Raw genomic sequence first — 20347 nt, forward strand, 5'->3', positions numbered from 1 at the left:
GCCTCAGGCGGCGACGCTTTCGTGTTTTTGCAGCAGCTCAGAGGCCAGCGCGCGATAGGCCGCGGCCCCCTTCGACATCGTGTCGAACTCCAGCACCGGCACCGAGAAGGACGGCGCCTCGGATACCCGGACGTTGCGCGGGATGATCGTGCGGAACACCAGGTCGCCCAGGTTCTCACGCGCGTCTTCCTCCACTTGCTGGCTGAGGTTGTTGCGGCTGTCGTACATCGTCAGCACGATCCCCTCGATCCGCAGATTGGGATTGGCCGACTGGCGCACCTCCCGGATCGTCAGCATCAGCTGCGACAGGCCTTCCAGGGCGAAAAACTCGCTCTGCAGCGGCACCAGCACCGAATGCGCGGCGACCATGGCGTTGACCGTCAACAAGTTCAGCGAGGGCGGACAATCAATCAGGATGTAATCGTAGTTCAGGTCGTTCATCGCCGGCTGACGCAGGGCATCATGCAGCAGGAAGGACCTTTTTTCATTGGCGATCAGCTCAATATCCGCCGAGGACAGGTCGACGGTGGCCGGCACGATGTCCAGGTTCTGCACGTCGCTCTGCATGATGATCTGGTCAAGTTGCGCATCGTCCAGCATCAATTCGTAACTGGTATAGGTGCGGTCATCGGGCTCGACACCCAACCCGGTAGAGGCGTTGCCCTGCGGATCGATGTCGATCAGGAGAACCCGCTGCCCCTGCTCCGCCAGTGCGGCACCGAGGTTGATCGCGGTCGTGGTCTTCCCCACCCCGCCTTTCTGGTTGGCGATGGCGACGATGCGGGGACCATGCGCCGAAAGCAGGTCAGACACGTTCGATTCCTCCGATTTTCAGGATCACAGCCTCGGGTTCGGTTGTACTCGGCACGGCCTCGCAGGAAAAGCGCCAATGGGCCTCTGCCGCGCGAACTTCCTCGCGCCAGCGTGCGCCCTTCTGGAAAAGCGCCGTTCCGTCGGCGGCCAGATGGCGCTCGGCAAAGCCCAGAAGCCCCTCCAACTGCGTCAGCGCCCTGGCAGAAAGCACATCGGCGCCCTGCTCCGGGGCAGATTCGATGCGTTTGGCCAGAATATCCACCCTCAGCCCGCATTCCCGCGCCACCGAACGCAGGAAGGCGCACTTCCTCTGGTCCGATTCGATCAGGGTGAAGCGCGCCTGCGGCTGCCGTTCCGCCGTCAGGATCGCCACGACGAGGCCGGGAAAGCCCCCGCCACTGCCAATATCGACCCATTTTTCATAGCTTTCGGGCGCCAGATCGGCCACCTGGATCGAATCCAGCAGGTGCCGGGTCCACAACTCCGGGATCGTGGATTTGGCCACCAGGTTGATCTTCGGATTCCAGCGCGTCAGCAGATCCGCGTAGGTGTCGAGCCGCTGCAATGTTTCACGTGAAACATTGGCGGCGATGTCATCCCTGCTCACGCCGATTTTTCCCGTTTATCGCGGTTCAGACGCGACAGGATCAGCGCCAGCGCGGCCGGGGTCATGCCCTCGATCCGGCCCGCCTGCGCCAAATTCGACGGGCGGATGCGCACCAGTTTCGATTTCAGCTCATTCGACAGCCCATCGAGCCGATCATAGTCGAAATCACCAGGAATCCCGCGCGCCTCGTCTTTCTGCAGCGCCTGGGCATCGTTCTGCTGGCGCTGGATATAGGTGGCGTAGAGCGCATCGCGCCGCAGCTGCTCCTGGGTTTCCTGATCCAGATCGGCCAGTTCGGGCGCCAGAAGCACAAGATCTGCGACAGTTGTCTCTGGGAAGGCCAACACCTGGTAGAGCGTACGCTGCTTGCCGTCTTCCCCCACGCGAATGCCGGCGGCATTCAGCTGCTTCGGAGTCACCACGGTGTTATCCAACACGTCGCGCCCTGCCCCGATGCGGCCCATCTTTGCCTCGAAGGCGGTACGGCGCGTCTCGCCGACGAACCCGGCCTCTACGCCTTTTGGGGTCAGCCGCTGATCCGCATTATCGGCGCGCAGAGACAGCCGGTATTCGGCGCGCGAGGTGAACATGCGATAGGGTTCCGAGACCCCGCGCGTGGTCAGATCGTCGATCATCACCCCGATGTAGCTGTCAGACCGGCTGAACAACACAGGATCTTGTGCCAGTGCCTCTTTCGCGGCGTTCACGCCAGCGACCAGGCCCTGGGCCGCGGCCTCTTCATAGCCCGTGGTGCCATTGATCTGCCCCGCCAGATACAGGCCCGGCAGGTCGCGCAGAGACAGCCGCGTGTCCAGGGCGCGGGGATCGACGTAATCGTATTCGATGGCATAGCCCGGCTGCAGGATCTCGACGTTCTCGAGCCCCTTCATCGACCGGACATAGGCGTGCTGCACCTCCACGGGAAGCGAGGTGGAGATGCCATTGGGATAAACCGTATCGTCGTCCAGCCCCTCGGGTTCCAGGAAGACCTGGTGGCTGTCCTTGTCGGCAAAGCGCACCACCTTGTCCTCGATCGACGGGCAATAGCGCGGGCCGACCCCGTCAATGTGCCCGCCGTACATGGCCGAGCGTTCGAGGTTTTCGCGGATGATCTCATGCGTGGCAGCGTTGGTGTGGGTGATGCCACAGGCGACCTGGCGAAGGTTTACGCCCTTGGACAGGAAGGAAAACAGCACCGGATCCTCGTCGCCCGGCTGATCCTCCAACTCCTCCCAGTCGATCGTCTTGCCGTTCAGCCGTGGCGGCGTGCCGGTTTTTAGCCGTCCCATCGGCAGATCAAGCGCACGCAGGCGGTCACCCAGGCGATCCGCAGCGCTGTCACCCATGCGACCGCCGCCATAACTGACGTCGCCGATATGGATGAGGCCCCTCAGGAAGGTGCCGGTGGTCAGAACCACGGCGCCGGCCGAGATCTCGGACCCGTCGCCAAGGATAACACCTGCAACCCGCTCGCCCTCCATGCGGAAGTCGGTCACCTCGCCTTCCAGCACCGTCAGTCCCGGGGTATTCGTCATTTCCCGCAACATTTCAGTACGATAGACGGCGCGATCCGCCTGGGCGCGCGGCCCCTGCACGGCGGGACCCTTTCGACGGTTCAGCAGCCGGAACTGGATGCCGGCCAGATCCGCCACGCGGCCCATGACCCCGTCCAGCGCGTCGATTTCACGCACCAGGTGGCCTTTACCCAAGCCCCCGATAGCCGGGTTGCAAGACATGACGCCAATGCCGGACAGCTTCAGCGTGACCAGCGCGGTGCGGGCGCCACACCGGGCGGCGGCAGCGGCAGCGTCGCAACCGGCGTGTCCACCGCCCACGACCACAACATCGAAATCAGAATGTTTCACGTGAAACATCTCCCTCACTTACCGATGCAGAACGACGAGAAGATCTCGCCCAGCAGGGTCTCGACATCCACGATGCCTACCAGAGAATCGAGCGCCCTGATAGCGGAGCGCAGCTCTTCGGCGATCAGGTCTTCGCTATAGGCGGGATCACGCAGCAGGACGCGGGCCTGGGCCAGGTCATCCAACGCGCGCAGGATTGCGACGCGGTGGCGTTCGCGGGTCGCAGTGGCGACGAGCGCGCTGCGCTGGCTGAAAACATCGGTCAGCCGGGTAACCAGGCGGTCGATCCCCTGCCCCGTCGCACCGCTGATTCCCTCCGGATCGCCGGTCAGATCCGCTTTCCCTTGCAGGACGATGTCGTCCTCGCGCAGGTCGATTCGCGGATCCTCGCCCGGTTCCAGCAGGTAGATCCGCAGGTCGGCCTCCTCGGCCCGGGCCTTTGCCCGCGCAATGCCGATGGATTCGACCTCATCTTCGGTCTCGCGCAGCCCGGCGGTGTCCAGCAGGGTCACCGGCAGACCGTTCAGGTCCATCCGAACCTCGATCACGTCGCGGGTGGTGCCGGCGACAGCGGAGGTGATGGCCGCCTCGCGCCCGGCCAGCGCGTTCAGAAGCGTAGATTTCCCGGCATTCGGTGCGCCCAGAATGGCAACCTCGAACCCTTGGCGCACCCGTTCGGCCACTGCAGCGCCGCGCGCCTGGGTCTCCAGCGAGGCCGCAACCCCATCCAGCAGCTCATGCACCTCGGGGCGCACGTCGACGGGCACGTCTTCATCGGCAAAGTCGATCACCGCCTCCAGCAGCGCGGCGGCGCGAATCAGATCGTGGCGCCAGCCCTGAACCACCTCGCCCAGCTTGCCGGAAAACACCCGCTGCGCCTGACGACGCTGCGCCTCGGTCTCCGAATCAATCAGATCAGCCAGGCCTTCGACCTGGGCCAGATCCATCTTGCCGTTCTCCAGCGCACGTCGGGTGAACTCCCCCGCCTCGGCCATGCGCCCGCCCTCCACCTCGGACAGCATACGCAGGACGGAGGTCACGATGGCCGGCGAGCCGTGCAGATGCAGTTCCACCACGTCCTCACCGGTGAAGCTGGCCGGCCCCGGAAAGGCCAGGATCAGCGCCTGGTCGACCACATCTTCGCCGTCGCGCAGCAGGCGCAGAGCCGCGGCGCGCGGTTCCGGCGCGGACAGGCCAAAACGCGACAGGGCCGGGAAAGCTCCCGGCCCAGAAATCCTGATGACGGAGACGCCAGCCCGGCCGGGGGCCGAGGTGAGCGCGAAAATCGTGTCCATCTCACCCTCTCGTGGTGGATCAGGTGTTCATCGAGTCGAAGAATTCCGAGTTGGTCTTCGTCTGCTTCAGCTTGGAAATCAGGAACTCGATGGCGTCGGTCGTACCCATCGGGTTCAGGATGCGGCGCAGGACGAAAGTCTTCTGCAGATCGGCCTTGTCGACCAGCAGATCCTCTTTCCGCGTGCCGGACTTGAGGATGTCCATCGCCGGGTAAACGCGCTTATCCGCGATCTTGCGATCCAGGACGATTTCCGAGTTACCGGTGCCCTTGAATTCTTCGAAGATCACCTCGTCCATGCGCGAACCGGTGTCGATCAGCGCCGTGGCGATGATGGTCAGCGAGCCGCCCTCTTCGATATTCCGCGCCGCACCGAAGAAGCGTTTGGGCCGCTGCAGGGCGTTGGCGTCGACACCGCCGGTCAGAACCTTGCCCGAAGACGGCACCACGGTGTTGAAGGCACGACCAAGTCTTGTGATCGAATCGAGAAGGATCACAACATCTCGTTTATGCTCGACCAGGCGCTTGGCCTTTTCGATGACCATTTCCGAGACGGCAACGTGGCGCGTGGCGGGTTCGTCGAAGGTGGAGGAGATGACCTCGCCCTTCACGTTCCGTTGCATGTCGGTGACTTCCTCGGGGCGTTCGTCGATCAGCAGGACGATCAGATAGCACTCGGGGTGGTTCGTCTCGATGCTGTGCGCAATGTTCTGCAGCAGCACGGTCTTACCCGTACGCGGCGGCGCCACGATCAGAGAACGCTGGCCCTTCCCGATCGGCACCACCAGGTCGATGATCCGCGCCGAGCGGTCCTTGATGGTGGGATCCTCGATTTCCATCTTCAGCCGCTCATCCGGGTAGAGCGGCGTCAGGTTGTCGAAGGCGATCTTGTGGCGGGCCTTCTCAGGCGCCTCGAAGTTGATCTGGGTGACCGAGGTCAGCGCGAAGTAGCGTTCGTTGTCGTCAGGCTGCTTCATCAGCCCCTCGACCGTGTCGCCGGTGCGCAGCGAATGCTGGCGGATCATGTCGGGCGAGACGTAGATGTCATCGGGACCCGGCAGATAGTTCGCCTCGGGCGAGCGCAGGAAGCCGAACCCGTCCTGCAGCACCTCCAGCACGCCATCGCCGCCGACCGTCCATTCGTCGTCGGCCAGTTCGCGCAGGATCTGGAACATCATTTCGCCCTTGCGCATGGTCGAGGCGTTCTCGATTTCGAGTTCCTCGGCCATGGCCAGCAGATCCTTGGGGCTCTTCGCCTTCAGATCGGACAGGTTCAGATGGTTCTCGGTCATGAAAAAAAGGTCCTTAGTCCGGCCCGAAGGGGCACGCGGATCGGGTATATGCATGGAAGATCGACTCGCCCGGACGGGCGGCTTGGAGCCTCAGATAGGCGCTTCCCCTTTCTGAGTCAATAAAATCAGAACTTCACGACGACGGAGGCGACGATGACGATCATCAGAAGCGTCGGCACCTCGTTCATCATCCGGTAGGTCCGGCCGCTCCGCGTGTTGTCACCGCGCACGAAATCTTTCCGCCGCAGGCCCAGCCAGTGATGGAACCAGGTCATCGCCAGCACCGAGATCGCCTTCAGCCAGGGCCAGACATCGCCCCAGTAGACGATCCCGGGGGTGAAGACGAGGGCGAGGCCGAAAACCCAGGTCGCGATCATCGCCGGGTTCATGATTCCGCGCAGAAGGCGGCGTTCCATGGTCTGGAATAGCTGGTCCGTCGTCTCATCCAGATCCTGTTCGGTATGATAGACGAAGAGACGGGGCAGGTAGAAGATCCCGGCCATCCAGGAAATCACCGAGATGATGTGCAGGAACTTTGTCCACGGGTAGGCCAGGGCGAGGAAATCGAGCATGGGGAACTCCGGTCAGTCTCTCTCCCCCTAATAAATAAGAAAGAAAAAAAGAAGTTGTTGTTTGTTGTAGTCTGACCCCTACCCTGTGGATCCTTTCTTTCCGCACAGGTTTATCCACAGGGGGATAAGTCTGGGGGGAATCGTTAGCGAATCGAGGAGAAGTTTTCGCGAGATTCCGAAAGTTTTTGGATTCCAGTGGCTTGCCCTGGGACAAACCTGTGGGCAACGAAAGATGCCTTGTGGGGATCGAATCCGGGGAGTCTTCGGGATACGGAGTTTTCCAGTTGTCCTTATCCCTCGGTGGGAGTCTTTCGCATCGCTGTGAGGGACTCGGGGGGTTACGCACAGCGATGCGCCGGGTCTTGCGTCAAGACGCAATTTTTCCCAGAAGTATCTCTAACCCATCACCCAGTTTTCCGCCGGTTTATCCACATGCCCGCACCTATCCTCCTGGCGTCCGGTTCCGAAATCCGGGCAGAGCTGCTGCGCCGCGCGGGCGTGGCCTTCGAGATCAGCAAAGCACGCATTGATGAAGAGATGGTTAAGGCCTCTCTGCAGGCCGAGGGCGAGCGGCCGCGCAACATCGCGGACGCCCTGGCGGGTCTGAAGGCTGAAAAAGTCGGACTGAAGCACCCAGATGCGTTCACCATCGGCTGCGATCAGGTGCTGGAACTGGACGGAGAGATCCTTTCCAAGCCCGAAAGCGCCGAGGAGGCCCGCGCCCAGATCGAACGCCTGGCCGGGCAGCGGCATTCTCTGCACACTGCGGCGGTCATCCATAACGAGGGCAAGCCGGTTTGGCGGAAACTGTCGGAGGTTAAGCTGACGATGCGCCGCCCCTCGCCCGCCTATCTGGACGGCTATATCGCCCGGAACTGGCCCGCGATCGGACACTCCTGCGGCGCCTATCAGCTGGAGAACGAGGGCGCGCGCCTCTTTACCCGGGTTGACGGCGACTATTTCTCCGTGTTGGGGCTGCCGCTCCTTGAAATCCTCGATTACCTCGGCCTGAGAGGAGCCATCGCCGCATGAATCCCGACATGATCCCCCTTGCCGGTGTCATCGGTCGCCCGATCGTCCATTCCCGCTCGCCGCAGCTGCATGGCTACTGGCTGAAATCCATGGGGCTGCCCGGGCACTACATCCCGATGGAGGTCGCCGCCGAGGATCTGCGCGAGGTGTTGCGCACCCTGCCGAAGATGGGCTTCGTTGGCGTCAACGTGACGATCCCCCATAAGGAAGCGATCCTGGAGATTGCCGACCTGGTGACCGACCGGGCGACGGTGATCGGGGCCGCGAACACGCTGATCTTCCGCAACGATGGAAAGATTCATGCAGATAATACAGATGGTTACGGATTCATCGAGAATCTGAAGCAAAACGCGCCGAACTGGGATCCGACCGCCGGCCCGACCGCCCTGCTGGGCGCCGGCGGCGCCGCGCGGGCGGTGATCTCGGCGCTGCTGGACGCCGGCGTGCCGGAGATCGTCATTTCCAACCGGACGCGCGCGCGGGCGGACAAGCTGCACGATGATTTCGGCCGCCGGGTGCGGGTCGTCGAATGGGTTCAGGCCGGCAATGCGATCGAGGATGCGGCGACGGTGGTCAACACCACCTCTCTCGGGATGCTGGGCAAGCCCGAGCTGCGGGTGCCGCTGGACGGGCTGAGCAAGCATCAGGTCGTCACGGATATTGTCTATAACCCTCTGAAAACTAACCTTCTTCTAGAGGCTGAGAAAGCCGGCGCCACGGTGGTCGATGGCCTCGGCATGCTGCTGCACCAAGCGGTCCCGGGGTTCGAACGATGGTTCGGCAAGCGCCCGGAAGTCACGGCGGAGGCCCGCGCGGCGGCCCTGGCATGACCTTCATCCTGGGCCTCACCGGTTCCATCGGGATGGGCAAGTCGACCACGGCGCAGATGTTCGTCGACGAAGGCTGCGCCCTGTGGGACGCCGACGCGGCGGTGCATCGCCTCTACGGGCCCGGCGGCGCGGCGGTGGCACCGCTCGGGCTGATCTGGCCGGAGGTGGTCGAAGACGGCAATGTTTCACGTGAAGCATTGAAGAAGGTGATCGCCGCCGATCCCGAGGCCCTGAAACGGATCGAGGGGATCGTGCATCCGCTGGTCGCCGAGGACCGTCGCGCCTTCCTAGCGGAGACGCAGGCCGATATCGTCGTCCTGGATATCCCCCTGCTCTTCGAGGGCGGATCGGAACGGTCGATGGACGCGTTGGTGGTAGTTTCGGTCGCGCCGGAGGTTCAGAAGGCCCGCGTCCTGGCGCGTGGCACCATGACCGAGGCGCAGTTCGAGATGATCCGTGCGAAGCAGATGCCTGACGCGGAAAAACGCGCCCGGGCGGATTACGTGGTGACGACCGACACGATGGACCATGCGCGGGCGCAAGTTCGGCAGATAGTGTCGGAAATCAGGTCAAAGGTGAAAGATGCGTGAAATTGTTATGGATACGGAAACGACTGGCTTTGAACCCGAACAGGGGGACCGGCTGGTCGAGATCGGCGGTGTCGAGCTTCTGAACCACGTGCCGACCGGCGAGACCTTCCACGTCTACATCAACCCCGAACGCGACGTGCCCGAGGATGCCTTCAAGGTGCACGGGCTGTCGTCGGAATTCCTGGCCGACAAACCGCTGTTTCGCGACGTGGCGCAGGATTTCCTCGATTTCGTGGGCGATGCGAAGCTGGTGATCCATAACGCCGCCTTCGACATGAAATTCCTCAACGCCGAACTGGGCTGGCTGGGCATGCCGAAGCTGCCCTGGGAACAGGCCATCGACACCCTGGCCATCGCGCGCAAGAAATACCCGGGCTCGCCCGCTTCGCTGGATGCACTCTGCCGTCGCTTCGGCATCGACAACTCCGCCCGGACGCTGCACGGCGCCCTGCTCGACAGTGAAATCCTGGCCGAAGTCTACCTGGAGCTTATCGGGGGCCGCCAACCCGACCTGGTGCTGGGCGCCGGCCGCAAGAGCAGCGACAGCGGCCCGGTGGACGAGGACTGGCGCCCGCGCCCGCGGCCCACGCCCCTACCCTCGCGCCTGACCGAAGACGAACGCGCCGCCCACCAGGCCTTCGTGGAAAAAATGGGTGAAGAGGCGCTCTGGTCCAAACTGGGCTGACGCTCAGGCCGCCAGGGCTTTGATGCGCGCCGCTCCTGCTTATCCGAAAGCCGAAAATACTCTCGCCGAAGGCATCGGCCCGTTAGGGCCGACCAAGGGCCAGAAAAAAGGGCGCCCCGCGGGACGCCCTTTTGTCATTCGTGCAACCGGGCCTCAGTTGGCCGGGGTCGACGCCTGCTGTGCCGCGACGCGACGCTGTACTTCCGAACGGTAGAGCGCGACGAAGTCGATGGTGTCCAGGTTCAGCGGCGGGAAGCCACCGTCGCGGGTCACGTCCGACACGATGCGGCGCGCAAAGGGGAAGATCATCCGCGGGCATTCGATCAGCAGGAAAGGGTGCATCTGCTCTTCCGGCACGCCCTCGATGTGGAAGACGCCGACATATTCCAGTTCCAGCAGGAACATGGATTCCCCGGTGTCCTTCGCCTTCGAGGTGATCGTCAGCTTCATGATCACTTCGTACTGGTTTTCCGCCTCGCGCTTCTTCGCGTCGAGGGCGACCTGCACCTTCACGTCGGGCTGGACGTTGCCCGACACCGGCTTGCGCGCCAGGATGTTCTCGAACGACATGTCCCGGATGTACTGGGTCAGCACGTTCATCTTCACTTGCGGCGCCTGTTGCGGTTGCGTCGGCGCTGCTCCGTTGGTCGTCTCTTCGGCCATCTGGCTCTCCTGCGTCTTGTCAGCTTGGCCGTTGTCCTAGCAGCTTGGCCGCACGGCCTCAACGTTCCATCCGCAGGTCCCTAGTGGCGGGTCCAGCCGGAAGGGTGCGTGGGGCGTTTCGAGGGGTCCACCTCGGTAAACTCGCCGTCGATCACCTCGTCCGAGGCCGAGGGGCCGGGACGCGGGCCTCCGTGATGCGGGCCACGGGGGCCGCGCGGATCCCGGGGATCGGCGCCGGGGCCCGTGGCGCCGCCGGCGGTGAAACTCTGGACCTTGACCCGCTTGCGCAGCCACCGGAAGGCGACGTGACGGAAGGCCGGCGTCAGCAGGGCGAAGCCGACGGCATCGGTGAAGAACCCCGGCGTCAGCAACAGCGCACCGGACAGCAGGATCATCGCCCCGTCTGCCAGCGGTTCCGACGGGTCGGTCATGTCGGAAAAACTGCGCTGAATGTTCGCGATCGCCTGGCGCCCCTGCTGTTTCACCAGCCAGGTGCCCAGCACGGCCGTCAGTAGCACGATGGCAAGGGTCCAGCCCAGGCCGATGACGCCGCCGACCTGGATGAAAAGCGCGATTTCGATCATCGGCACCGCGATGAAGGCCAGAAGAAGCCACATGTCCTCAATCTCCTTTCCGTGGCAGATGTAGACTTGGCTCTGCCTAGCACCTACATAGGGACGGACCCCGGGCGATGCCATGCCCGGAGGCCCAAGAGGAGGTTGACCCCTTGCCGATTATCCAGCTGCTGGTCCTTGCTGGCATTGCCGTTTTCCTGATCCTGCGCCTGAAGAGCGTGCTGGGCACCCGCGAAGGATTCGAAAAGCCGCCGGTAACCGGGCAACCCGCGCCGAGCCCGCTGGAACGCTCCGGCTTCGAGGTGATCGAGGGCGGCCCCGACCGCGACATCATCGACCACGTGGCCGAGGACAGCCCCGCAGCCCGCGCCCTGGCCGAGATGAAGAAGGTCGAACCGGGCTTCTCCGTGTCCGAATTCCTCGGCGGTGCCCGCCAAGCCTATGAGATGATCCTGATGGGTTTCGAGCGCGGCGACATGGCCGATATTAAGCCCTTCCTGTCCGACGAGGTCTACCAGACCTTCGCCGAGGTGGTGGCCGCGCGTGACGCGCAAGGTTTGACCGTCGAGGCCGATTTCATCGGCGTTCGCGAGCTGACCCTGGCCGATGCCGCCTATGATCCCGACACCGGCATCGCCGAGCTGACCGTGCGTTACGTCGGCCAGCTGACCCAGGTCGTGCGCGACCGCGCCGGTGACATCATCGAAGGCGATGAAGGCAAGGTGAAGACCCAGAAGGACAGCTGGACCTTCGAGCGCCGCATGGGCACCGACGACCTGAACTGGCAACTGGTCGCGACGGGGGATTAAGGCGCGGCATGGGACGGCGGAGGATCGCGGCATATCTGGCGATGGCGCTCCTCCTGCCGGGCACCGCGCCCTGGGCCCAGGATACGGAGCCGGACCTGGCCGAGGCGCCGACGGTGAGCGTCCTCGATTTCGACGATCTGTCCGGATGGGCGGCCGACGATCACGCGGCCGCCCTTGCCACCTTCACCGCCACCTGCGGTGACATGCGCGCCCCCGACTGGATTGCCGTGTGCAACATGGCCAAGACCCAGACACCCGACAGCGCGCGCACCTTCTTCGAGCTGTTCTTCACGCCCGTGCTGATCCAGGATGGCACCCCCGCCCTCTTCACCGGCTACTATGAGCCGGAGATCGAGGGCGCCCGTCAGCGCAGCGCCCGCTATCGGTATCCGGTCTACCGGATGCCGCCCGAGGCGCTGGAAATCCGCCCCTGGCTTTCGCGCGCCCAGATCGAACAGGGTGACGCCCTGTCGGGCCGCGGGCTGGAGATCGCCTGGGTCGACGACCCGGTGGCGCTGATGTTCCTGCAGATCCAGGGCTCGGGCCGCATCCTGCTGCGCGACGGCAGCCATATCCGCATCGGCTATGGCGGCGACAATGGCCATCCCTATGCCTCCATCGGGCAGGAAATGGTGCGGCGCGGGATCTACAACGCGCATCAGGTCTCGGCCAAGGTCATCGGCAACTGGGTGCGTCGCAACCCTGCGCAGGGCGCCGAACTGCTGCGGCACAATCCCAGCTATGTCTTCTTCCGCGAAATCCGGGATGTCTCGCCCGAGGCCGGGCCGAAGGGCGCCATGAACCGCTCGCTCACCGCCATGCGGTCCCTGGCGATTGACCCGGCCTATGTGCCGCTCGGCGCGCCGGTCTGGATTGAGAAGACAGGCTTTCGCGGGCTGCGCCGGCTGATGGTGGCGCAGGACACCGGATCGGCGATCAAGGGCCCGCAGCGCGCCGATGTCTTCGTCGGCTCCGGCCCCGGGGCGGGTAAACTCGCAGCGCGGATCAAGGATGAGGGACGGTTGGTCGTCCTGCTGCCGATCCAGCGCGCCTATGCCATGCTGGTGGAGGACAACATATGAGCCGCCGCCGCAAGCTGCGCCCCGACGAGAAGGAGCTGTGGGACAAGGTCGCCGGATCCACCGAGCGTATGCACCCGGAAAAGCGGGTATTGGCCCGCCCGCAGAAGGCGGTGGCCGAGAAGCCGGCGAAGCAGCGCCCCGAACCGGAGGCCCCGCAGCCCCTGTCGCCCTTCCGCCTGGGAGAGAAATCGCGCAGCCGCGCCGGCGGTCACGACGTGCTGCCGCCGATCCACGACCGGCTGCACCAGGCGCCCCTGCGCATGGACAAGAAGACCCACGGCAAGATGACCCGGGGCAAGATGGCGCCCGAGGCGCGCATCGACCTGCACGGCATGACCGTGGACCGGGCGCATCAGGCGCTGGTGGCCTTCATGCTGCGCGCGGTGCAGAACGATCTGCGGCTGGTCCTGGTCATCACCGGCAAGGGCCGCCGGTCCGAAGAGGACGGCCCGATCCCCGTGCGCCATGGCATCCTGAAACACCAGCTGCCGCATTGGCTGTCGACGCCGCCGCTGGCGCAGATCGTGCTGCAAACCACCTCGGCGCATCGCAAGCACGGCGGCACCGGCGCCTTCTACGTCTACCTGCGCCGCGCGCGCTGAGGGGAAACGAAAAACGGCGGGCCCTGTCGGAACCCGCCGTCTGTGTTGTCTGGCTCAGTGCCCGCCATGGGCCGCCGCGCCCGGCTGCATGTCCGGCGGGCGGCGCACGAAGAAGCCCGCGACGATCAGCAGCAGCGAGATCGAGGCCGCCACGGTGAAGGCCGCGTGCAGGCCCGAGGCGGTGGCCTGCACCATCTCGGCCCCGCCCGACAGTTCATCCCCGATGCGCAGCGACATGACGGAGACGAAGATGGCGATGCCGGCGGCGCCGGACACCTGCTGCACCGTGCCGATCACCGCCGAGCCGTGCGAGTAGAGGTGCGCAGGCAGAGAACCCAGGCTGGAGGTGAAGAGCGGAGTGAACAGCAGCGCCAGCCCCATGCTCAGCAGAAGGTGCGCGATCAGCACCATGACCACCGAGGATTCGGGCTTCAGCAGGGTCATCGCCCAGAGGCCCGCGCTGACGATGGTACCGCCGGGGATCACCAGTTTGCGCGCACCGACGCGGTCGAACATGCGCCCGACGAAGGGCGACATCAGTCCCATCATCAATCCGCCGGGCAGCAGCAGCAGGCCGGAATGCAGCGTGTTCAGCCCCATCACCGACTGCATGAACAGCGGCAGCAGCACGATCATCCCAAACAGCGCCATCATAGCGAGGCCCATCATGATGACCGAAACGGTGAAGACCCGCACGCCCAGGGTGCGCAGGTCCAGCAGGGCGCGGTCCTTCGGCCCCAGCACCAGCTGGCGCCAGATGAACAGCACGAGGAACACCGCCCCCACGGCCAGCGGCAGCCACAGCGGGATCGGCCCGCCTTCGCCATGGCCTTCGCCGATGGCCGAGAACCCGTAGACCAGCCCGCCGAAGCCCAGCACCGACAGCGGCACCGACAGCAGATCCAGCGTCTTTTCGCGGGCCTCGTTCACGTTCACCAGCTTCAGGTAGCCCAGGCTCAGCGCGCCCAGGGCAATGGGCATCATCAGGATGAACAGCCAGCGCCAGTGGAAGAACTCCAGGATCAGCCCCGAAAGGGTCGGCCCGATCGCCGGCGCGACCGAGATCACGACGGAGATATTGCCCATGGTCTTGCCCCGGCTTTCGGCCGGCACCAGCGCCATCATGGTGGTCATCAGAAGCGGCATCATGATCGCCGTGCCGATGGCCTGCACGATGCGCCCGGCCACCAGCGGTATCAGGCTGGGCGAGATCGCGCAGATCAGCGTGCCCAGGCTGAAGAAGCCCATGGCCATCAGGAAGACGGTGCGTGTCGGCAGCCGTTGCAGCAGGTAGCCGGTGATCGGGATCACCACCGCCATGGTCAGCAGGAAGGCCGTGGTCAGCCACTGCGCGGCGTTTGCGGTCACCTCGAGGTCGGTCATCAGCCGCGGCAGGGCCACCGACATCAGGGTCTCGTTCAGGATCACCGTGAAGGTCGAGATCATCAGCAGGCCGATGACCAGCCGGTTGCGGGCCGGATCCAGGTCCTCCGGATCGACGACGGCCTGGCTCTCAGGTGGTTGCATTGCGGTAATCCTTATCGTGCCGCTCCGGGCGGAGCGGGTAAAACATGCGCGCAACATGCTTTCTGCACCTGCGAAGTCAAGAGATGACACGGGCGCGCGGAGATTGGAAGAATGCAGAGCAGCGCGCGCGGCTGTGCGCCGATAGCGATAATTTCGGTCGTCCACTGGTGGCGCCGACGTCTGTCGTTTCTCCCAAATCGCCGCAGGGCGTCCTTTGGGCTACCCAAGGTTTGCCTCATAGTTTAGAATGACTCTAAAGAGTGTTCCCGTCGAGGTTTCTGCCATGTCCCCTGCCCCTCAGCCCTCCGCCCACGCGGATGATCCCCATTTCATGACCCGGTCCAACTGGCTGCGTGCGGCGGTGCTGGGCGCCAACGACGGCATCGTGTCGGTCAGTTCGATCATCGTCGGCGTCGCCGCCGCCGATCCCGATCCGCGTGCCATCGCCATTGCCGGGGTCGCGGGGCTGGCCGCCGGGGCGATGTCCATGGCGGCCGGTGAATATGTCTCCGTCTCCTCGCAGTCGGACACCGAGCGCGCCGACATGGCCCGCGAAGCTGAGGCGCTGCAGGCCGATCCCGAGGGGGAGATGCAGGAGTTGGCCGAGATCTACGAGGCGCGCGGCCTCAGCCCGGAAACCGCTGCACAGGTGGCGCGGGAGCTGCATGCCCACGACGCCCTCTCGGCCCATATGCGCGACGAGATCGGGGTGACCGAGGTCAGCTCGGCCAACCCGTTGCAGGCGGCCTTCGCCTCTGGTGTGACCTTCTCGGTGGCGGCGATCTGGCCGGTGCTGGCCGCGATCCTGGCGCCCTCGGCGCTGGTTATCCCGGTGGTGCTGGTGGTGACCCTGCTGCTGCTGGCGGTGCTGGGCGCGCTTGGCGCGCGCACGGGTGGCGCGCCCATGGGCCGGGCGGCCCTGCGCGTGGTCCTCTGGGGGGCCTTCGCCATGGGGGTGACGGCTGCGGTCGGCGCGCTCTTCGGCGTCGCGGTCTGACGCGCCCTGCCCCTTGCGGATACGCATGAAAAAGGCCCGGCGGAGCGATCCGCCGGGCCACTGTCTTCCTCTATCCCGCAGGCCTCAGAGCACGTAGCGGCTGAGGTCGGCGCTGGCCGCCAGCTGGCCCACGTTCTTTTCGACGAAGGCGGCGTCGACGGTCACTTCCTCGCCCGCCTTGTCCGGCGCCTGGAAGGACAGCTCCTCGAAGACCCGCTCGATCACGGTGTAAAGCCGCCGCGCGCCGATGTTCTCGACCGAGCGGTTCACGTCCGCGGCGATGCGGGCGATGGCGGCGATGCCGTCCTCGGTGAAGGTGACCTTCACCTGCTCGGTGCCCAGCATCTCGGCGTATTGCCGGGTCAGGGCGTTGTCGGTCTCGGTCAGGATGCGGGTGAAATCACCCTCGGTCAGCGCCTGAAGCTCCACACGGATCGGCAGGCGGCCCTGCAGTTCCGGCAGCAGGTCCGACGGTTTCGCGATGTGGAAGGCGCCCGAGGCGATGAACAGGATATGGTCCGTCTTCACCGCGCCATGCTTGGTGGAAACGGTCGTGCCCTCGATCAGCGGCAGCAGGTCGCGCTGCACGCCCTCGCGGCTGACGTCGCCGCCGCGCGCGTCGGACTTGGCGCAGACCTTGTCGATCTCGTCGAGGAAGACGATGCCGTTTTCCTCCACCGAAGCCAGCGCGGTGGTCTTCACCGTTTCGTCGTCCAGCAGCTTGTCGGCCTCTTCCCCGATCAGCAGCTCATAGCTTTCAGAGACCGTCATCCGCTTGGTCACGGTACGGTTGCCGAAGGCCTTCCCGAAGATGTCGCCCAGGTTCATCATGCCCATCTGGCCGCCCCCCGGCTGGCCGGGAATTTCCATGCCGCCCAGAGGGTTGGAGGTGTCGGCCACCTCCAGCGTGATGACCGTGTCATCCAGCAGCCCGTCGCGCAGCTTCTTGCGGAACATCTCGCGGGTGCCCTCGCGGGCGTCGCTGCCGGCGATGGCCTCGATCACGCGGTCCTCGGCGGCCTCATGGGCCTTCGATTTCACCTCTTCGCGCATGTAGTCGCGGGTCTGGGCGATGGCCGCATCGACCAGATCGCGGACGATCTGTTCCACGTCCCGGCCGACGTACCCCACCTCGGTGAACTTCGTCGCCTCGACCTTGATGAAGGGCGCGCGGGCCAGTTTCGCCAGGCGGCGCGAGATCTCGGTCTTGCCGACGCCCGTCGGGCCGATCATCAGGATGTTCTTCGGATAGACCTCTTCGCGCAGGTCATCGGGCAGCTGCTTGCGCCGCCAGCGATTGCGCAGGGCCACGGCCACGGCGCGCTTGGCGTCCTTCTGACCGATGATGAACCGGTCGAGTTCGGAGACGATTTCACGGGGGGTAAGGTCTGTCATGATGTCCTTGCCTGTCTGTCTGTTCATGCCGGGCCCCGCGGGGGCCTGGCTGGCCCGTCAGGCGGGCGTCGGTGTTGCGATTGCGGTCTTGTAGGGCGGCAACCGGTGCTTTCCGGGGAAGTTCGGCAGGGCGCGCATGATCTGGCCGCGCGCCTCGATCCAGAAGCTGCCCAGAAGGGTCAGAAAGACCCCGGTGCCGAGGAAGACGAAGACCCAGCTGCGTCCCTCGCCCGAACGGTCGGTGACGTAGAGCAGCAGGAAGATCAGGTAGCCGATCCCGGCGGTCAGGAAGCTGCGCCGGTCCAGCACAACGGCCAGCAGAGTGATCAGCGCCAGGGCGATGGCCATCAGCACGTACCCCAGCCCCGGCCCCATGGTCAGGAAGGTCTGGGCCACGGTGTTCACCAGCGCGGGCGCCGCCACCAGGTGCAGCCAGAAGCCCGAGGACGACATGCGGCCCAGGCGGTGCGGGTCGCGCATGTCGAACCAGATGCCCCCGGCCAGGGCGGCCAGGCCCAGCACCAGCGTGCCCCAGGCCACGGTCGATCCTTCTAGCAGGTCGAAGGGGTTTTCGGTGCCCGCGATGTCGCCGGTGGCGCCAGCGATGGACAGCACCGCGAAGGCCCCGGTGACGCCCAGCAGGAACATGGTGAAGGGCACACGGAAGACGCGGAACCAGGCGATCAGCCCGGCGGCGGTCACCGTGCAGACGACCAGGTGCTGCGTCAGGCTGGTGCGTGCATCGCCGAACAGGTCGTAGATCGACGAAAACGGGTTATCCACGGACATCAGCGATCCGACGATGGCCGCCAGCGCCGTGGCGAAGGCCGTCACCAGCAGGATCGAGGGCAGCATCATCCGCCGCCGCAGGGTGAAATAGCGCCCGAGGAAGTAGAAGGCCACGATCGCGAGGGCCATGACCAAGGGCACCGACAGGGCCAGCGCCAGGCCGAAGCCGCCGGCGATCAGGATCCCCAGCCCCACGGTGACGAAGATCTCGGAAAAGCCGCGGAACAGCTCGAAGGGTTCATCCTCCGGCGTGCGCAGCCCGGCGCGGGTCTCTGCCAGGGCCTTCAGCGACGCCGCCTGCGCCTCGGTCAAGTGACCGGCGGCGATGGCGGCGCGCAGGTCTTCGGGGGTGATATCAGCCGTCAATGGCTTCCACCGTCAGGTTGCCATTGGTGTAGACGCAGATGTCGCTGGCAATCGCCATGGCCTTGCGCGCGATCGTCTCGGCGTCGTCTTCATGATCGTAAAGCCCGCGCGCCGCAGCCAGGGCGAAGTTCCCGCCCGATCCGATGGCGGCGATGTCATGTTCGGGTTCCAGCACGTCGCCCGCGCCGGTGATGACGAACAGGTCCTTGCCGTCGGTGACGATCAGCATCGCCTCCAGTTTCTGCAGGTACTTGTCGGTGCGCCAGTCCTTGGCCAGGTCGACGCTGGCCCGGGCCAGCTGGCCGGGCGTCGCCTCCAGCTTGGCCTCCAGCCGTTCCAGCAGGGTGAAGGCATCGGCGGTGGACCCGGCAAAGCCCGCCACCACGTCGTAGCCCCCGGGGCTGAGGCGGCGCACCTTCTTGGCGGTGCCTTTGATCACGGTCTGGCCCAGCGAGACCTGCCCGTCGCCTGCGACCACCACGCGCCCGCCCTTGCGCACGCCGATGATGGTGGTGCCGTGCCAGCCGGGAAATTCGCTTTCTGCCATGTCTGCCTCCTTTGGTCTGTCAGGCTATATGAGGGCGCCTGCGCCGCGGGGCAACCCGGACGCCCCCCTTGCCCGGCCCGCAGGCGCAGCCTAGCCTGCCGCAATGGATGCGTCCCGTGACTTTCGCCTTTACCTGTCCCGCCGCCTGATCGCCGAGGTCGAGGCCAGGCGCCATGCCTTCCTGGCGCAGGTGTCGGGGGTGCTGGAACGCAATGGCTATAGCGTGCGGCTTTGCCGCAATGACGCGGCGGCGAAGGACGCGGCGCCGGATCAGCCCGGCTGGGCGATGTTTCACATGGAACACCCGACCCACGACCGTGCGCTGGTCTTCCGCAAGGTCTATCACGGGCCCTTCTGGGCCATCGAACGCCAGGCGCAACGCTGGCGCTGGCCGGTGGCGCAGGCGCGCTTTCCCCTGCACCGGATCGACCCGGAAAAGGCCGCCGCCTTCCACGCCCGCTGGCAACGCCGCCTCTTCGGCGATGCGCCACAGCAGGCCCGGCGTGACGGGTTCGTCTACATCCCCCTGCAGGGCCGCCTGCTGGAACACCGCAACTTCCAGGACTGCGCGCCGATCGAGATGCTGGAACGGGTGCTGGAGGCGGAGCCTGCGCGCCCGCTTCTGGCCACCCTGCACCCGAAAGAGACCTACTCGGCCGAGGAACGCGCCGCGCTGGATGATCTTTCCCGCCGCTTCCCCCGGTTGCAGCTGACCGAACGGCCGATGGCCGACCTGCTGGCCCATTGCGATTACGTGGTGACGGAAAACAGCTCCGCCGCCTTCTTCGGCTTCTTCTTCGGCAAGCCGGCGATCACCTTTGCCCGGATCGACTTTCACCACATCTGCCTGGGCCCGGAGGATTTCGACAGGATCGCCGACCATACCCCGGGTTATGACCGCTACATCTGGTGGTTCTGGCAGAAGATGAGCATAAATGCAGGCCGTCCCAACGTGGAGCAGCAGATCGCCGCGCGGCTGCACCGCTTGGGCGTGCCGCTGGAGATTGACCCGGCGGACATGAAAAAGGGCGCCCCGTCAGAGGCGCCCCTTTCGAATTGATAGCCCGGTGCGGGATCAGATCGTTTCGTCGATCCAGCTTTGCAGCGCGGCCTTGGGGGCGGCGCCGGTGCGGTTCGACACGATCTCGCCGTCCTTGAAGATGAACAGCGCGGGGATGCCGCGCACGCCCATGGACATCACGGATTGAGGGTTCGAATCCGCGTCCAGCTTCACCACCTTCAGCTTGCCGTCCATCTCTTCCGAGATTTCTTCAAGCGCCGGGGCGATCTGGCGGCAGGGGCCGCACCACTCGGCCCAGATGTCGACCAGGACGGGGGTGTCGGATTTCAGGACTTCGGCTTCGAAAGTGTCGTCGGTGGCGTGAACGGTAGCCATTGATCTCGTCTCCATCGAG

22 protein-coding genes are annotated in these 20347 nt (G+C 65.1%); 9 read left to right on the top strand and 13 right to left on the bottom strand.

Annotation, left to right across the window (positions count from 1 at the left end; all coding sequences use genetic code 11):
- Positions 1-3: 3 nt before the first annotated feature.
- The 6 genes from CVM50_RS09020 to hemJ form a co-directional block, all read right to left on the bottom strand.
- Positions 4-813 (bottom strand): ParA family protein, encoded by an 810-nt coding sequence (locus CVM50_RS09020; protein ID WP_085889544.1) that lies wholly within the window; start codon positions 811-813, stop codon positions 4-6.
- Positions 806-1420 (bottom strand): 16S rRNA (guanine(527)-N(7))-methyltransferase RsmG, encoded by a 615-nt coding sequence (gene rsmG / locus CVM50_RS09025; RefSeq protein ID WP_085889543.1) that lies wholly within the window; start codon positions 1418-1420, stop codon positions 806-808. The genes CVM50_RS09020 and rsmG overlap by 8 nt, the downstream gene beginning before the upstream one ends.
- Positions 1417-3294 (bottom strand): tRNA uridine-5-carboxymethylaminomethyl(34) synthesis enzyme MnmG, encoded by a 1878-nt coding sequence (gene mnmG / locus CVM50_RS09030; RefSeq protein ID WP_198431879.1) that lies wholly within the window; start codon positions 3292-3294, stop codon positions 1417-1419. The genes rsmG and mnmG overlap by 4 nt, the downstream gene beginning before the upstream one ends.
- A gap of 5 nt (positions 3295-3299) precedes the next feature.
- Complete coding sequence (mnmE, locus tag CVM50_RS09035; protein WP_085889542.1) at positions 3300-4580, bottom strand: tRNA uridine-5-carboxymethylaminomethyl(34) synthesis GTPase MnmE; 1281 nt, start codon at positions 4578-4580, stop codon at positions 3300-3302.
- 19 nt (positions 4581-4599) lie between these two features.
- The gene (gene rho / locus CVM50_RS09040; protein ID WP_085889541.1) at positions 4600-5871 is read right to left on the bottom strand and encodes a transcription termination factor Rho; all 1272 of its coding nucleotides are present in this window, start codon (positions 5869-5871) and stop codon (positions 4600-4602) included.
- A 125-nt stretch (positions 5872-5996) separates the two neighbouring features.
- Positions 5997-6443, bottom strand: coding sequence for a protoporphyrinogen oxidase HemJ (gene hemJ, locus CVM50_RS09045; RefSeq protein ID WP_085889540.1), 447 nt, complete (start codon positions 6441-6443; stop codon positions 5997-5999).
- Between the two features lie 432 nt (positions 6444-6875).
- On the opposite strand from hemJ, the gene CVM50_RS09050 reads away from it, so the two are divergent.
- From CVM50_RS09050 to dnaQ, 4 genes are read left to right on the top strand one after another with little or no spacing between them, the layout of a single operon-like run.
- Positions 6876-7475, top strand: a complete 600-nt coding sequence (locus CVM50_RS09050) for a Maf family protein (protein ID WP_085889539.1) — start codon at positions 6876-6878, stop codon at positions 7473-7475.
- Complete coding sequence (locus tag CVM50_RS09055) at positions 7472-8305, top strand: shikimate dehydrogenase (RefSeq protein ID WP_085889538.1); 834 nt, start codon at positions 7472-7474, stop codon at positions 8303-8305. The genes CVM50_RS09050 and CVM50_RS09055 overlap by 4 nt, the downstream gene beginning before the upstream one ends.
- Positions 8302-8895, top strand: a complete 594-nt coding sequence (gene coaE, locus CVM50_RS09060; protein ID WP_085889537.1) for a dephospho-CoA kinase — start codon at positions 8302-8304, stop codon at positions 8893-8895. The genes CVM50_RS09055 and coaE overlap by 4 nt, the downstream gene beginning before the upstream one ends.
- A complete protein-coding gene (gene dnaQ / locus CVM50_RS09065; protein WP_085889536.1) occupies positions 8888-9580 on the top strand; it encodes a DNA polymerase III subunit epsilon in 693 nt (230 codons plus the stop codon). Before coaE ends, dnaQ begins: the two co-directional genes overlap by 8 nt.
- Positions 9581-9733: 153 nt before the next feature.
- On the opposite strand, the gene secB is transcribed toward dnaQ, so the two are convergent.
- Together secB and CVM50_RS09075 are read right to left on the bottom strand one after the other, a co-directional pair.
- Positions 9734-10243 (bottom strand): protein-export chaperone SecB, encoded by a 510-nt coding sequence (secB, locus tag CVM50_RS09070; RefSeq protein ID WP_085889535.1) that lies wholly within the window; start codon positions 10241-10243, stop codon positions 9734-9736.
- 80 nt (positions 10244-10323) lie between these two features.
- Positions 10324-10860 (bottom strand): FxsA family protein, encoded by a 537-nt coding sequence (locus tag CVM50_RS09075; protein WP_085889534.1) that lies wholly within the window; start codon positions 10858-10860, stop codon positions 10324-10326.
- 74 nt (positions 10861-10934) lie between these two features.
- Between CVM50_RS09075 and CVM50_RS09080 the strand changes: the two genes are divergently transcribed.
- Genes CVM50_RS09080 through CVM50_RS09090 form a run of 3 tightly spaced genes read left to right on the top strand, consistent with a single transcriptional unit; the run spans position 10935 to position 13311 of the window.
- Positions 10935-11627, top strand: coding sequence for a Tim44/TimA family putative adaptor protein (locus tag CVM50_RS09080; protein ID WP_085889533.1), 693 nt, complete (start codon positions 10935-10937; stop codon positions 11625-11627).
- Positions 11628-11668: 41 nt separating this feature from the next.
- Entirely contained in the window at positions 11669-12709 is a 1041-nt protein-coding gene (gene mltA, locus CVM50_RS09085) for a murein transglycosylase A (RefSeq protein WP_085889532.1), read from the top strand.
- Positions 12706-13311, top strand: coding sequence for a Smr/MutS family protein (locus CVM50_RS09090; protein ID WP_085889531.1), 606 nt, complete (start codon positions 12706-12708; stop codon positions 13309-13311). Before mltA ends, CVM50_RS09090 begins: the two co-directional genes overlap by 4 nt.
- A 54-nt stretch (positions 13312-13365) precedes the next feature.
- Here the strand turns inward: CVM50_RS09090 and CVM50_RS09095 are convergent, their stop codons facing one another.
- A complete protein-coding gene (locus CVM50_RS09095; RefSeq protein ID WP_085889530.1) occupies positions 13366-14838 on the bottom strand; it encodes an MDR family MFS transporter in 1473 nt (490 codons plus the stop codon).
- A gap of 283 nt (positions 14839-15121) precedes the next feature.
- Between CVM50_RS09095 and CVM50_RS09100 the strand changes: the two genes are divergently transcribed.
- Complete coding sequence (locus CVM50_RS09100) at positions 15122-15835, top strand: VIT1/CCC1 transporter family protein (protein WP_232618197.1); 714 nt, start codon at positions 15122-15124, stop codon at positions 15833-15835.
- An 84-nt stretch (positions 15836-15919) separates the two neighbouring features.
- On the opposite strand, the gene hslU is transcribed toward CVM50_RS09100, so the two are convergent.
- Genes hslU through hslV form a run of 3 tightly spaced genes read right to left on the bottom strand, consistent with a single transcriptional unit; the run spans position 15920 to position 18932 of the window.
- Complete coding sequence (gene hslU / locus CVM50_RS09105) at positions 15920-17230, bottom strand: ATP-dependent protease ATPase subunit HslU (protein ID WP_085889528.1); 1311 nt, start codon at positions 17228-17230, stop codon at positions 15920-15922.
- Positions 17231-17287: 57 nt separating this feature from the next.
- A complete protein-coding gene (locus CVM50_RS09110; protein ID WP_100148469.1) occupies positions 17288-18385 on the bottom strand; it encodes a hypothetical protein in 1098 nt (365 codons plus the stop codon).
- Positions 18375-18932, bottom strand: a complete 558-nt coding sequence (gene hslV, locus CVM50_RS09115) for an ATP-dependent protease subunit HslV (RefSeq protein WP_085889527.1) — start codon at positions 18930-18932, stop codon at positions 18375-18377. The genes CVM50_RS09110 and hslV overlap by 11 nt, the downstream gene beginning before the upstream one ends.
- Before the next feature lie 103 nt (positions 18933-19035).
- On the opposite strand from hslV, the gene CVM50_RS09120 reads away from it, so the two are divergent.
- Positions 19036-19992, top strand: a complete 957-nt coding sequence (locus CVM50_RS09120) for a hypothetical protein (protein ID WP_085889526.1) — start codon at positions 19036-19038, stop codon at positions 19990-19992.
- Positions 19993-20007: 15 nt separating this feature from the next.
- Here CVM50_RS09120 and trxA read toward each other — a convergent pair whose 3' ends face one another.
- On the bottom strand, positions 20008-20328 hold the full coding sequence (gene trxA / locus CVM50_RS09125; RefSeq protein WP_085889525.1) for a thioredoxin: 321 nt from the start codon (positions 20326-20328) through the stop codon (positions 20008-20010).
- Positions 20329-20347 lie beyond the last annotated feature (19 nt).

Source organism: Pseudooceanicola marinus, from assembly GCF_002786295.1.
Lineage (GTDB): Bacteria > Pseudomonadota > Alphaproteobacteria > Rhodobacterales > Rhodobacteraceae > Pseudooceanicola > Pseudooceanicola marinus.